Source organism: Pedococcus sp. P2_E4 (assembly GCF_056403935.1).
This window is the reverse complement of record NZ_JBFUEO010000027.1, coordinates 36,785-48,805: the sequence shown is the minus strand read 5'-3', so window position 1 is coordinate 48,805 and position 12,021 is coordinate 36,785. Positions and strand designations below refer to the sequence as shown.

15 protein-coding genes are annotated in these 12,021 nt (G+C 71.9%); 3 read left to right on the top strand and 12 right to left on the bottom strand.

The window, feature by feature from the left end; all coding sequences use genetic code 11:
• The 5 genes from AC1DV7_RS13120 to AC1DV7_RS13100 form a co-directional block, all read right to left on the bottom strand.
• Positions 1-1,187 (bottom strand): hypothetical protein (locus tag AC1DV7_RS13120; protein ID WP_477597577.1); only part of this gene is annotated, 1,187 nt, incomplete at its 3' end.
• Positions 1,188-1,299: 112 nt separating this feature from the next.
• Complete coding sequence (locus tag AC1DV7_RS13115; protein ID WP_477597576.1) at positions 1,300-2,067, bottom strand: DUF998 domain-containing protein; 768 nt, start codon at positions 2,065-2,067, stop codon at positions 1,300-1,302.
• Positions 2,068-2,082: 15 nt separating this feature from the next.
• Positions 2,083-3,192 carry a flavin-containing monooxygenase gene (locus AC1DV7_RS13110; RefSeq protein ID WP_477597575.1) on the bottom strand — a complete coding sequence of 370 codons (1,110 nt, stop codon included), beginning with the start codon at positions 3,190-3,192 and terminating at the stop codon, positions 2,083-2,085.
• Positions 3,193-3,287: 95 nt separating this feature from the next.
• Positions 3,288-3,896, bottom strand: a complete 609-nt coding sequence (locus AC1DV7_RS13105) for a dihydrofolate reductase family protein (RefSeq protein WP_477597574.1) — start codon at positions 3,894-3,896, stop codon at positions 3,288-3,290.
• A 66-nt stretch (positions 3,897-3,962) separates the two neighbouring features.
• Positions 3,963-4,388, bottom strand: a complete 426-nt coding sequence (locus tag AC1DV7_RS13100; protein WP_477597573.1) for an SRPBCC family protein — start codon at positions 4,386-4,388, stop codon at positions 3,963-3,965.
• A 47-nt stretch (positions 4,389-4,435) separates the two neighbouring features.
• On the opposite strand from AC1DV7_RS13100, the gene AC1DV7_RS13095 reads away from it, so the two are divergent.
• Complete coding sequence (locus AC1DV7_RS13095) at positions 4,436-5,587, top strand: winged helix DNA-binding domain-containing protein (RefSeq protein WP_477597572.1); 1,152 nt, start codon at positions 4,436-4,438, stop codon at positions 5,585-5,587.
• A gap of 21 nt (positions 5,588-5,608) precedes the next feature.
• Here the strand turns inward: AC1DV7_RS13095 and AC1DV7_RS13090 are convergent, their stop codons facing one another.
• Both AC1DV7_RS13090 and AC1DV7_RS13085 read right to left on the bottom strand, forming a co-directional pair.
• Positions 5,609-6,103 (bottom strand): hypothetical protein, encoded by a 495-nt coding sequence (locus tag AC1DV7_RS13090; RefSeq protein ID WP_477597571.1) that lies wholly within the window; start codon positions 6,101-6,103, stop codon positions 5,609-5,611.
• A 142-nt stretch (positions 6,104-6,245) separates the two neighbouring features.
• Positions 6,246-6,656, bottom strand: coding sequence for a LysM peptidoglycan-binding domain-containing protein (locus AC1DV7_RS13085; protein WP_477597570.1), 411 nt, complete (start codon positions 6,654-6,656; stop codon positions 6,246-6,248).
• 220 nt (positions 6,657-6,876) lie between these two features.
• Between AC1DV7_RS13085 and lexA the strand changes: the two genes are divergently transcribed.
• A complete protein-coding gene (lexA, locus tag AC1DV7_RS13080; RefSeq protein ID WP_477597569.1) occupies positions 6,877-7,602 on the top strand; it encodes a transcriptional repressor LexA in 726 nt (241 codons plus the stop codon).
• Between the two features lie 63 nt (positions 7,603-7,665).
• On the opposite strand, the gene AC1DV7_RS13075 is transcribed toward lexA, so the two are convergent.
• From AC1DV7_RS13075 to AC1DV7_RS13065, 3 genes are all read right to left on the bottom strand, one after another.
• The gene (locus AC1DV7_RS13075) at positions 7,666-7,875 is read right to left on the bottom strand and encodes a hypothetical protein (RefSeq protein ID WP_477597568.1); all 210 of its coding nucleotides are present in this window, start codon (positions 7,873-7,875) and stop codon (positions 7,666-7,668) included.
• Between the two features lie 70 nt (positions 7,876-7,945).
• A complete protein-coding gene (locus AC1DV7_RS13070) occupies positions 7,946-8,362 on the bottom strand; it encodes a DUF4259 domain-containing protein (RefSeq protein ID WP_477597567.1) in 417 nt (138 codons plus the stop codon).
• Between the two features lie 75 nt (positions 8,363-8,437).
• Positions 8,438-8,959, bottom strand: a complete 522-nt coding sequence (locus AC1DV7_RS13065) for an N-acetyltransferase family protein (RefSeq protein ID WP_477597566.1) — start codon at positions 8,957-8,959, stop codon at positions 8,438-8,440.
• A gap of 47 nt (positions 8,960-9,006) precedes the next feature.
• On the opposite strand from AC1DV7_RS13065, the gene AC1DV7_RS13060 reads away from it, so the two are divergent.
• The gene (locus AC1DV7_RS13060) at positions 9,007-9,729 is read left to right on the top strand and encodes a class I SAM-dependent methyltransferase (RefSeq protein ID WP_477597565.1); all 723 of its coding nucleotides are present in this window, start codon (positions 9,007-9,009) and stop codon (positions 9,727-9,729) included.
• A gap of 13 nt (positions 9,730-9,742) precedes the next feature.
• Here the strand turns inward: AC1DV7_RS13060 and AC1DV7_RS13055 are convergent, their stop codons facing one another.
• The gene (locus tag AC1DV7_RS13055) at positions 9,743-10,636 is read right to left on the bottom strand and encodes an NAD-dependent protein deacetylase (protein WP_477597564.1); all 894 of its coding nucleotides are present in this window, start codon (positions 10,634-10,636) and stop codon (positions 9,743-9,745) included.
• Between the two features lie 25 nt (positions 10,637-10,661).
• The gene (locus AC1DV7_RS13050) at positions 10,662-11,924 is read right to left on the bottom strand and encodes a patatin-like phospholipase family protein (protein WP_477597563.1); all 1,263 of its coding nucleotides are present in this window, start codon (positions 11,922-11,924) and stop codon (positions 10,662-10,664) included.
• Between the last annotated feature and the right edge of the window lie 97 nt (positions 11,925-12,021).

Sequence of the window (12,021 nt, the reverse complement as noted above, 5' to 3'; positions counted from 1 at the left end):
CGCACCGCCCCGGCTGCGTCGTGCGCCTCCGCGGTGACGGCCGCACAGCCGAAGGCCAGCGCGACCGTGCCCAGCTCGCCGGCACACTCCTGCGCACCGTCGATGTCGCCCGCCGCGAGCAGCACCTGCACGGCCGCTGGCAGCAGCCGCGAGCGACTCACCGCGCTCTGCTGCTCGGCGAGCATCCGGCTCACGGCGGCATGGGCGGCCTCGGTGCGACCCTGCGCGAGCCACAGCAAGGCCATCCCCGGCTGGGCCTCGTGGCCGTAGGTGCCGGCCTGCGCATAGGCGGCGTCAGCGGCGGCATACTCTCCGCGCAGCCGGAACAGGTCTCCCTGCTCGGCGAGGGCCAGGCCGCACGCCTGCGTGGCGTCGGCGACGACGTACCGGTCGACGGCCAGCCCGAACTCCTCGAGCGCCTCGGCCCACGCACCGCGCAGCGCCATGATCTGGCCACGGTGGACGGCGCACTGACCGGTGTAGAGCACGAGCCCAGGCTGACGGTCGCACCACTGCGTGAGCGCCTCGGTCCACTCGGCGGCCCGACCGAAGTCCGAGACCTCCTGGCAGCCCTCGATCATGAGGCAGTAGATGTCGCCCGCCCAGACCGGTGACACCTCCCCCGAGGCGACCGACGTCATCGCCTCGTCGAACAACGCCAGCCCTGCGGGGACCGATCCGGTGTAGAGCGTCAGCCTGCCCTGCGCAGCGAGCCCGAGTGCCGTGAGGTCGGCGTCGCCGAACCGCTTGCCCGTCGCGGTCGCCTCGACGGCGCAGGCGAAGGCGTCGGCCCACTCGTGCTGGCCGATGTGACGGTGCATCTGCAGGAACGTGAGGTAGCCGCGCTCGACGACGTCGCCCGCCTCGGCGAGCAGTCCCTGCGCTCGCGCCGCCCAACCGCCACCCACCGACAGCTCGCCGGACCGCGAGTGCACCATCGCGAGCCAGATCGCGCAGTGGGCGGCCGACGCTGCCTCACCCGCGTCGACCTCGGCCTTGAAGGCCCGTTGCAGCGCGGCGAGGCACTCCTCGCGACGACCGAGCAAGTATGCCGTGTAGGCCAGCCGGGTCTGGTCGGCGGCGTCGAGGGACCCCGGTTCGACCTCGGACCACGTCTGGAACGCGGCGACCCAGTCGCCACGCTCGTACGTCTCGCGGGCCCTGAGCAGCTCGTCCACGACGCCCATCGCGGGTACCTCCACTCGGAGGATACGCGCGACCCGTCGTCCGCGGGTCAGCCCTTCGGCTCCCGAGGGCGTCCGGCACCGACCCGACCCGTTGTCGCATCCATCCCGCCTGTCAGTGATCCGAGGCGGCGACTCGGTGCAGCCGGGCGGCGAGCACGACCAGGCACGGGAACGTGACGGTGACGATGACCACACGCTGGGCCACGCCGGCATACGGGTGCAGGGGCGCACCGTCGGGGATCACGAACGCGCCCATCACCACGAAGCCCGCGAAGGCCAGCAGGCCCGCGACCAGCGCGTAGCGCGGTAGCCGGCCGAACCGGGCGTCGCCGGCCAGGCCGCGCGACAGGGCCAGCAGGGCCAGCCCGGAGCTGAGGAAGAAGGTCACCCCTGCCACGAAGTGCAGACCCGGGTCGTACACCACCCCGTGCCCGTCCTGCTCCAAGGGGAATACCGCGGCGAGGAACAACCCGGCACTGGACAGGCCCAGGAGGGCCGGACCGACCCGGGGCAGCCACCCGCCGACCCCACCTGGCCTGCCCCCCGCCACACCCTGCGCCGTACCCGGCGCCCTACCCGGCGCCACACCCGACGCCCTGCCGGGCGCCATCGCCCGCGCCATCCCCACGGCGAAGGCGGCCATCAGCACGCCGAAGACCACGAAGTTCGCCTGCTGGACCCAACCGTGCGGGCCCGCCTCGAGGTTGCTCACCGGCTCGGCGACCCAGTCGTAGGTGTCACGTCGCGCCCACTGCTGGGCCAGGAAGGTGGCCGTAAACAGGACCGGACCGACGATGCCGGCCCGCGCCAGCCAGCGCAGGGTGGGGTCGTCGCCGCCGGTCCGGGTCAGGGCCGAGGTCGAGGTGCGGGTGGTGGTCATCGCAGACACCCCCACTCAGGCCGCGGCGCGCGAGTCCCGGACCGCCCGGGACGACCGTGCCGCGATCTGGCGGGCCACGTGGGCCGCATCGGCCCCGACCCCGCCGATGAGCATCGAGCGGAACGAGCTCTGCATCGACAGGCCGCAGAAGTACAGGCCCGACGCGTCGGCCACCACGCCCCGCTCCTCGCGGGGCCACCCGTCGTCTCCGACCACGCCCGGCACGTCGATCCAGCCGAACTCCTGGCGGAAGCCAGTGGCCCACACCACCGTCGCGACGTCGACCACCCGGTCGCCACCGAGCACTGGCCGGCCCCCGTCGACACCCGTGACCCGGTCCTCGACGCGCTCCACACCGCGACTCGAGAGGTCCTCGCTGCGCACCCGCAGAGCCGGTCCACCGTGGAAGCGGATCTCCTCCATCTCCTTGCGCCCCACCGGGTTCCGCCGGTTCAGGACATGGCCCCAGACGAACCAGATCGCGGGAAGCATGAGGTTGAACCGGCGCGACCCGTGCGGGACCGGGATCTGCCCGTGGCCGCGCCCGGCGAGGATCGTGGGGTGGTCGAGGGCGACCTCGTACGCCACGTCGAAGCCGGAGTGCGACGCCCCCACGACGAGGACGGGGCCGTCAGGGAGCTGCGACGGGCGCCGGTAGGAGCTGGAGTGCAGCTGGTGGATGCCGGGGTCGAGGTCGGCGGCGAAGCCGGGCACGTTCGGCGTCCGCCCGAACGTCCCCGTCGCGACCACGACGTTGTCGGCCAGGTAGTCGCCGGCCTGGGTCTCGACGAGGTACTCGCCGCTTGGAGCCACCGACAGCCGGCTGACCCGGGTGTCGAGGCGGACGGGCAGCGCGTGCTGGCGCGCATAGGTCTCGAGGTAGTCGGCCACCTCGTCCTTGCCCGGGAAGTGCCACGGGTCGCCGGGGAACGGCAGCCCGGGCAGCGAGTCGTAGCGCGCGGGGCTGTACAGCCGCAGGGAGTCCCACTGGTGCCGCCAGTGGTCGCCTACCCGGCTCGCGCCGTCGAGGACGAGGCAGTCCCGCCCCGCCTGCCCCAGCTCGTAGGCCGTGGCGAGCCCAGCTTGGCCGGCTCCGATCACGATGGTTTCGAGGTGTGTGCTCATGCCTCGACGCTAGGAACGCGGAGGGCCGCGCCGCGTCGGGAGAACCATCCACCCTGCCCCGGCGCCGCATGGGTCATCCGACCCATCGGGAGGGTTCAGCGCTTGACGGCGTAGTCGATGAACGTGGCGTACTGGGACTGGCGCACGCCCAGGTGCTCGAGCTCGAGGTCCTTGGTGAACCCCTCGAAGAGCCGCTTGCCACCCCCGAGCACCAGTGGCGCGATGACGATCGACAGGTCGTCGACGAGGCCGAGCTCGAGCGCCTGGCGGATCACGTCGGCCCCGCCACCGAGGCTGACGTCCTTGTCCCCCGCGGCGGCCCGGGCCCGTTCGACCGCCTCCGCGAGTCCGTCGACGAACACGAAGTCGTCGCCCTCCGGCTGGTCCTCGGGGCGATGCGTGACGATGAAGCACGGGACGCCCCACGGGTTGGTGTCGCCCCAGTGCCCGGCTGCCTCGTACATCGTGCGCCCGGCAACGGCCGCCCCCATCCGGCCGAACGCGGCGTCCATCCACTCCTTCTCGACCCCACCGAGCGTGGCGCCCGGCTCGCCCTCGGGCTCGGCGTCATACGACCACGGGCCGCCGAACACCCAGTAGTGCAGCCGCTCGCCGCCCTCGCCCAGTCCCTTGCCGGGGCCGTCGTCGGGTCCGGTGACGTAGCCGTCGACCGAGGTGGTGATGCTGGCGAAGACCTTGCTCATGTGGTGCCTCCTGGTGGGCTGTTCCCTGCTGGCGTCACCCCTACCGACCCGACCAGTGGCCGGAACTCATCGCTCGCCCTCGCTGCGCGCCTTCAGCCCGGCGGCCTCGTTCGCCAGGTAGCGGTCGGTCAGCCCGCGGTAGAACCGGCCCATCACCGACCCGAGCCAGCCACTCAGCTCGACAGCCAGCCGCACCCGGCTGCCCCCGCCCGCCAAGGCTTCGACCTCGTGCCGAGCCGTCGTGGTCGTCCCGGGTCCGGTGGCGACCCAGGTGAACGACCGCCCCGGCTCGAGCTCCGTGACGACGTACTCGGTCTCCGGGATCTTGGGCTGGAGGATCCTGGCCCGCGACCCCTGTCGCAGGGGGCCCTCGTCGAGCCGGCGCACCCAGGTCACCGTCTCGGTCCACTCCGACCAGTACTCCACATCGGTCAGCACCTCCCAGACCCGCTCCGGTGGTGCCGCGATGTCGACCGTGACGCTCTGCTCCATCCCTCCATCGTCGCGCACCTGTCGGTGGACTTCGAGAGGATGCCGCCATGGACACCGCACGAGTCCTCGCCCAGCGCCTCGGCACGCAACGGCTGTCCTCGGCTCGCCTGCCGCGGGCAGCCGATGCCGTACGGCTGCTCACCTGCGTCCAGAGCCAGGAGCGCGACCACGCGTTCTTCTCCCTGTCGCTGCGCACCAAGCGCGACACGTATGCCGCGGTTCAGCGCGAGTTCGACGCCGGCGCCTTCGTGCGCACGCACATCCTGCGACCCACGTGGCACTTCGTCGCCCCCGAGGACCTGCGGTGGATCCTCGAGCTGACCTCCCCCAGGGTCCTGTCGAGCATGGCGGCCAGGCACCGACAGCTGGGGCTCGACGAGCGGCGACGCATGTCGGACGGGATCGACCTGCTCTGCACCCTGCTGCAGGACAAGCAGTTCCGCACCCGACCCGAGCTCGGCGAGGCCTTCGTCGACCGCCGCTCGCCGATCAAGCCGGGCGAGCAGCTGGGTCACCTCCTGCTGGTCGCCGAGCTCCAGGGCCTGGTCTGCTCCGGGCCGATGAAGGGCGTCCACCACTCCTACGCCCTCGTCGACGAGGTCATCGCGCCGACGCCGACGCGCACCCGCGACGAGGCCGTGGTCGAGCTCGTCCGGCGCTACGTCGCCGGTCACGGTCCGACGACGATCAAGGACTTCACCCGCTGGGCCACCCTCACCATCAGCGACACGAAAGCCGCGCTGGCCGAGATCGGTGACGACCTCGAGCAGGTCGAGGTCGAGGGCATCCCGCACTGGTTCGACCCGGCGCAGGTGCGCCGCACCAGCTCGGCCGCGCCCGCGGCATACCTGTTCCCGACCTATGACGAGGTCGTGCTCAGCTATCCGCAGGTGAACTTCCCGTCCCTGCCCGACCACCCCTATGCCGAGCACACCGATCCGTTCTGGGCGTGGGTCGTCCTGGACCGCGCGAATGTCGGGCTGTGGAAGCGTACCGTCCGCCCGGACGTGGTCGACGTCGAGGTGCGGCTGGCGCCCGGCGTCGACGCCGAGGGGCGTGAGCACGTGGGGCTCGCCGCCGGGCGGCTGGCCCGCTTCCTGGGGCGTGACCTGTCGTACGTCGAGAACGAGGGCACGCCCCACCTCTGGGGTGGCGAGCTGGGCCACCCGGCGCGACGGCCGCGCCGCGCCGACCGCTGACGGGGCAGATGCCGCGACCGCTCAGGAGACGACGCCGCGGAACGAGTCGGTGATGCAGCCGACAGAGCCCTCGTCGAGCGTGCAGGTCCGGTTGTCGCCGGTGAGCTTCCCGCCACCGGAGGAGACCCCGGGGAGGGTCGAGGCGATGACCCACCAGTCGCCGATCGTCCTGTAGCCGCCACCGGCGGGAACGACCTCGGTCTGCAGCGCCGGCAGCGTGATAAAGGCGCGGTAGCCCACCGTGACCGTGGCGGTGCCGCAGGTGAGCTCCTTGACCCCCGAGAACTCGATCTGGTTGTGGGACTTCTGCTCGCCGAAGTTCTCCAGGTCGGAGACCTGGGTGCATACCGCCAGCGGGCCGGTCGCGGCGACGATGTCGCTGGGTCCGTCGACGAACTGGGTGTCGACGGTGAACGACGTCCTGGTGCCGCTGTCGGCAAGGGCCGGCGTTCCCCCGATGAGGGCCAGCCCGGCAGCTGCGGCAACGGTGGCCGCTGTGCGAAGTGTGGTGTGCATGCACCCACAGTCCTCGGGCTCAACCACGGGCACATCGGGGACAACGCGTAGTACCGCAGGCGTACGCGGCCTTCGGCCCAGTCGTCTATTCGGCCGACGCGTCCGCCGACGTCATCTGCTCAGCAGCTGCTCGGGTGACGGATCAGCCTATGGCGGGGATGAGCAGCGTCTGGCCGGCGTGGATGTTGGAGCTCGTGAGGTCGTTGGCGACCTGGAGACGCGCGACCGCGTCGGCGACAGGGAGCTGCGGGAGCTCGCGCACCGCGATGTCGGACAGCGTCTGACCGGACGTCACCGTCGTGGAGTGGTCGATGACGGTCGCAGACGCGCCGCCGGAGAACATCGTGATGGCGAGCAGGAGGACCACCGCCGCGACGGTCGCGGTGATCGCGAGCCGGCCGGCCCTGGTGAGCCGAAGCGAGGTGGAGGGCGCAACCGGCGCCTGCTCCTGCGCCTGCGGTCCACACGGCACGGCAACCAACCGCGGACGAGCCGGTCGGACCGGCACCCGCAGGGGTGCGGGGGCGACGTCCCAGGCGACTGCTGCACTCATCGGATCCTCCATCTGCCGGCCGATCGAACGGATGTCCGAAAGACTGTGTGACTGATTTCTAGCACGCATGTTCGAACGAATCAAGACACGCGTCGAACACATGTTTGGCACAGGCGTTCGAACGCCGTAGGCTGTGTTCATGCCTCACAGCACACCAGAGGCCACTGACAGTGGGGTCCGACCGCACGTCAGCGCACCCGACGCGAGAGTGAGGAGCACCATGAGCGAGGACAACGTCAAGCAGCTGCCCGACCGCGACGGCGGCGACGGTCTCACCGTCCGGCAGCGACGGGTGCTCGAGGTGATCCGCAACTCGGTCGACCGCCGGGGCTACCCGCCCAGCCTGCGCGAGATCGGCGAGGCCGTCGGCCTCACCTCCCCCAGCTCGGTCGCCCACCAGCTCTCGACGCTCGAGCGCAAGGGCTTCCTGCGCCGCGACCCCAACCGGCCGCGCGCGATCGAGGTCGTGTCGCCCGACGCGCCGGCCGACACCCGGGGCTATCGAGGCGGCGCGGCTCCCGACGACGACAGCGCCACCTTCGACGAGACCGGCTCGGGCGACGCCCGACCCGAGGCGTCCTACGTCCCCGTCCTGGGCCGGATCGCTGCGGGTGTGCCGATCATGGCCGAGGAGTCCGTCGAGGAGGTCTTCCCGCTGCCCAAGCAGATCGTCGGCGAGGGCCAGCTCTTCCTGCTGCGCGTCGTGGGTGACTCCATGGTCGACGCGGCCATCTGCGACGGGGACTGGGTGGTCGTCCGCCAGCAGCCGACCGCAGACAACGGCGACATCGTCGCGGCCATGCTCGACAACGAGGCCACCGTCAAGACGTTCAAGCGCAAGGACGGCAAGGTCTGGCTGATGCCGCACAACGAGGCCTTCGACCCCATCGACGGAGACCATGCGACCATCCTCGGCAAGGTCACCGCGGTCCTGCGCCGCGTCTGAGCTCCCCAGGTCGGCGTGACACGGGCCATCGGCCGTTCGGACGAGGGCAGATCAGCCGAACGGTCACATCCACGCCCCGCGCCGCGCGTGGCCATAACGGCCGCCCGCGGCGCGCGTTGTGCCGACATGGAGACCCAGCCCGACCCGGAGCTGACCGACCACGCCCTCGGCAGCGAGATCGAGCTGCTCGCCGACCTCATGGAGGCCGCCGCCAGGTGCACGGCGCACCTGCGGCAGGACGAGGTCGACGCCGCGCTCCACCTGAAGCCACATCTTGTCCAACCCCTCGGCGGTTCGGCCGAGTCGGCCGGACCGCCCGGGTCGGCCGGATCGCCCGGGGCGCCTACTCCCCCAATGCATCCAGGTAATGGGTCACCCGCGACGTGAACCTCTCGCCGCCGTCGCGGGCGTCGGCCCACAGCTCGTAGAGTTCGTTGTCGTCGGGGTCCAGGACGCGGCGCAGCAGCGCGGTCGCCAGCTCCTCGAGGCGGTCGTCGACATCGAGGGGCTCGTCGTCCACCCAGGCGGGCACGTTGTTCTCCCCCGCCACCGACTCGAAGTCGTCGCAGGCCGAGACGAGGACCGCCGCGGCCAGCGCCTGGGACATCACCGGCGCCTCGATGTAGTCCTGGGAACGCACGACCTGACCCATCGCCGACTCCACGAGTCCTCGGCGTTCACTTGGGTCGGCGTCCTCGAGCTCGTCGAGGAAGTCGAGTGCGTCGTCGTTGTCGAACGGTCCGGGTCCGGTCGCGCCCATCACTGCTCCTTGTCGTCTGCCGCACGCCGTCATCACGAGAGTGCCGCGCAAGAGCGCGACACGCCAGTGGTGTCCTCAGGACTGACCGGACGGAGGAGGCATCCTCTGGTACCAGGCGGTGTCCACCCATCGGCCGAACTTGCGACCCACCTCGCGCAGCACGCCGACCTGCTCGAACCCGAACGCCCGGTGCAGGGCCTCGCTGGCGTCGTTGGGCAGGGCGATCACGGCCACCTGCGTGTGCACGTGCGCCAGCCCATCCAGCCGCTCCAGCAGGGTGGCGTACAGGACCCGCGCCACACCTCGGCCACGGGCCGTCGCGGCCACGTAGACCGACACCTCCTTGGTGCCGTCGTAGGCGGGCCGGGGACGGAACGGCCCCGAGAAGGCGTAGCCGAGCACCTCGTCGCCAGCGTGGGCCACGAGGACGATGTCGCCGCCTCCTGCGTGGGCGAGCTTCTCGCCGAGGTAGGCCGCGCCGCGCGGCTCCGTGTCGAACGTCGCCACCGACGTGCGGACCTGCTCGTCGTAGATCGTGGCCATCGCCGGCAGGTCCTCGGGGGCGGCGTCGCGCACGCGGACCGGCGCAGCGCTCATGTCTCGCTCCCACTGGCGGTGCTCGTCATATCGGCGATGCTAGGGGGATGGACACGGAGGGTTCGCACCCGACCGGCGCCACGGACTCCACTGAGCCCGGGCCGGTGCACCCCGACGACCACGAGCACGGGCACCGGGTCCAGGACCGCCACGGCCACGACCACGGCTCGACGTCGACCGGACCGGTGAACCGCCAGGAGCTGTGGGACGAGCGGTACGCCTCGACCGACCGCGTGTGGAGCGCGACCCCGAACCTCGAGGTCGCCCGGATCGTCGGCGACTGGCCACCGGGGCGGGCGCTGGACCTCGGCGCGGGTGAGGGACGCCACGCGGTCTGGCTGGCCCAGAAGCGCTGGCGGGTGACCGCCGTCGACTTCTCGGCGGTCGGTCTGGCGAAGGGCGAGAAGGAGGCCACCAACCGCGGCCTGCGCGTCGACTGGGTCGTGGCGGACGCCCGCTCGTGGCACCCCCCGAGCCACGCGGCATACGACCTCATCCTGGCGGCCTATCTGCACCTGTCCGAGAACGTGCTCACCCGCACGACCACGTGGCTCGCACCGGGCGGCGCGCTGGTCGTGGTCGGTCACGCGCTGCGCAACCTCACCGAGGGTGTCGGCGGCCCGTCCGACCCGTCGCTGCTGCAGACGGTCGAGGGGTTGCGGGCCGCGGCGGTCGGCCTCGAGGTCGAGCGCTGCGAGGAGATCGTCCGCCCCACCGACGGTGGCGACGCCATCGACACCGTGCTCGTCGCGCGCCGCCCCACCGGCTGACCCGCCTCTGCCGTCAGGCGGCGAGGCGTTGGACGAGTGCGGTGAGAGTGGGCCCGAGCGGCGCGTCGAGCTGGAGGGTGGCCTGCGCGTCACCGCGGGTGGGGCCGCGCGTGATGATCGCGACCGGTATGCCGTGTGCGGCCGCCCTGCGGACGAACCGGTAGCCGCTCATGACCTTGAGGCTGGAGCCGAGGACGAGGATCGCGCTGGCCGCCTCGGTGAGCTGGAAACAGCTCTCCACCAACGGTTTCGGGACCGACTCACCGAAGAACACGACCTCGGGCTTGAGGGTGTCGCGCCCGCAGACGAGGCACAGCGGGGTCTGGAACGTCGACACGTCGAGCTCGTTCAGGACGATGTCGCCGTCGGGACGGATCTCGTCGCTGGTGACCTCGAAGGAGGGGTTGGCCACGCGCATCCGCTCGTCGAGGTCCCAGCGCGAGGTGCGGTCCCCGCAGGTGAGGCACACGACCTTGGCGAGCGAGCCGTGCAGCTCGGTGACGTCGGTGGCCCCTGCGGCCTGGTGGAGGCCGTCGACGTTCTGGGTGATGACCGGGCCGACGAACCCGGCCTGCTGGAGCGCGGCGACGGCCTCGTGCCCGGCGTTGGGCCTGGCCCGGTTGAAGCGCTGCCAACCGACGTAGCTCCGCGCCCAGTAACGCTGGCGCGCCTGGGAGGACCCGGTGAACTCGGACAGCTGCATGGGCGTCACCCGGCGCTCGCCGTCCGGCCCCCGGTAGTCGGGGATGCCCGACTCGGTCGAGATGCCGGCGCCGGTCAGGGCCAGGACGTTGCCCGCGGAGACCAGCTCGGCCACCGCCTCGAGCGAGGCGGCGGCTCGGGGCGCCACAGCGACGTCGAGAGCCGCCGTGGTGACGGGCGCGGCGCTGGTGACGGGCTGGGACACCTCAACAGGGTACGTGCGGCGCGGCTCAGGGGCTCATGCGGCCGAGGAGGCGGCGGCGCGCGGAGTCCCGCAGGGCAGCGTCGGCCACGGCGGGGTCGGCGACAGCCGGGTGAGGCGGGGCGGGCGGGGCGTCACGGGTGACGAGGTGCGGGACGTGGTCGCGGACGTGGTGGTCGGCGACGAGGTAGCCGTGGCGTTCGAGGACCTGCTGCTCGTGGGTCGAGAACGCGTCGAGGTCCGTGCGCACCGCGTTGATCAGCTCGGTGGTCTCGCGCGGGTAGCACCCCTCGACCACGGCATCGAGCGCCCACGACGTGCCTGCGACGACGTCCCTCGCGAACGAGGCGTGCAACCAGCGGCTCCGCACGGACTGGCCGCCGGTGGTGGCGATGCCCAGGATCCGCAGCATCCGGCCGACCACCGTCCGCTCCGTGCGCGCCCGGAACACCGCGCCGCCGTCGCTGACGAGCACGGTGCGGTGGGACTTCCAGACCGGTTCGAGGCCCAGGTTGTCGTAGATGCCGCCGTCGGTGAGCCGGATGTGTCGCAGGATCGCCTGTCGCGCCTCGGGCGACTCGAGTCCCTTGCTGCCGCCGGTGAGCCGCATCGCCGCGCCGTCGAACACCATGGGCGCGAAGAACGGCGGGAAGGCACAGGAGGCCGCCACGACGTCGGCGATCCGCACGTCGGCCAGCGGCGCGGCATACCCCAGGCGGTAGTCCCCCACCCGTCCATGGGGACGGTGGGCGGTGGGGTCCTCGAAGACCCAGTTGACGCCGTAGCCGATCTCGGTGGCCCCGGTGATGATGGCCGGTCCGGCAACGCCGTTGTCGCGCAACGGGGTCGACCACCAGGGCACGCTCTCGACGAGCTCGTCGGCGAGCGCCCGGATGGCTGCGTCGGGCGCGGCCCAGCGCCACGGTCGGAGCTTGGACAGCAGGGCTGGGGTGCGGATGTTGCGGGAGGCGAGCCGGCGCAGGGGCTCGGCGACGAGCTCGTCGAAACCGCCGACGACGCCGCCCGCGGGGAACTCGAGCCGCGGGTCGGCCAGGAGGTTGGCGACGATCGACCCACCGGAGACGCCGCTGACCGTGGTGAGCCCCGCGAGTACGCCCAGCTCGCTGAGCCGTCGTACGGCGCCGAGGTGGAACAGCGCCGCGCGGTAGCCCCCACCGGACAGGCACAGGGCCGTGCCCTCGCGGTGCCTCGGCCGGGCACCGGGGTCGGCGGCGTCGGCCTGGGCATCGGCATCGCGGGCCTGGGTCGTGGCGGTGGGTTCGGGCTTCATCGTGCCCCGATGAAAGCAGACGTGTGGGACATCCGCGCACCGTCCGACCCATCACGTGCGCGTCACAATGTGTTCACTTGGATAACCATCGGTTATG

Bases quoted from the DNA above. Each gene is read 5' to 3' on its own strand.
- AC1DV7_RS13115 (WP_477597576.1), bottom strand. From the start codon at position 2,067: ATGACCACCACCCGCACCTCGACCTCGGCCCTGACCCGGACCGGCGGC.
- AC1DV7_RS13110 (WP_477597575.1), bottom strand. From the start codon at position 3,192: ATGAGCACACACCTCGAAACCATCGTGATCGGAGCCGGCCAAGCTGGG.
- AC1DV7_RS13105 (WP_477597574.1), bottom strand. From the start codon at position 3,896: ATGAGCAAGGTCTTCGCCAGCATCACCACCTCGGTCGACGGCTACGTC.
- AC1DV7_RS13100 (WP_477597573.1), bottom strand. From the start codon at position 4,388: ATGGAGCAGAGCGTCACGGTCGACATCGCGGCACCACCGGAGCGGGTC.
- AC1DV7_RS13095 (WP_477597572.1), top strand. From the start codon at position 4,436: ATGGACACCGCACGAGTCCTCGCCCAGCGCCTCGGCACGCAACGGCTG.
- AC1DV7_RS13090 (WP_477597571.1), bottom strand. From the start codon at position 6,103: ATGCACACCACACTTCGCACAGCGGCCACCGTTGCCGCAGCTGCCGGG.
- AC1DV7_RS13085 (WP_477597570.1), bottom strand. From the start codon at position 6,656: ATGAGTGCAGCAGTCGCCTGGGACGTCGCCCCCGCACCCCTGCGGGTG.
- lexA (WP_477597569.1), top strand. From the start codon at position 6,877: ATGAGCGAGGACAACGTCAAGCAGCTGCCCGACCGCGACGGCGGCGAC.
- AC1DV7_RS13075 (WP_477597568.1), bottom strand. From the start codon at position 7,875: ATGTGGCTTCAGGTGGAGCGCGGCGTCGACCTCGTCCTGCCGCAGGTG.
- AC1DV7_RS13070 (WP_477597567.1), bottom strand. From the start codon at position 8,362: ATGGGCGCGACCGGACCCGGACCGTTCGACAACGACGACGCACTCGAC.
- AC1DV7_RS13065 (WP_477597566.1), bottom strand. From the start codon at position 8,959: ATGAGCGCTGCGCCGGTCCGCGTGCGCGACGCCGCCCCCGAGGACCTG.
- AC1DV7_RS13060 (WP_477597565.1), top strand. From the start codon at position 9,007: ATGGACACGGAGGGTTCGCACCCGACCGGCGCCACGGACTCCACTGAG.
- AC1DV7_RS13050 (WP_477597563.1), bottom strand. From the start codon at position 11,924: ATGAAGCCCGAACCCACCGCCACGACCCAGGCCCGCGATGCCGATGCC.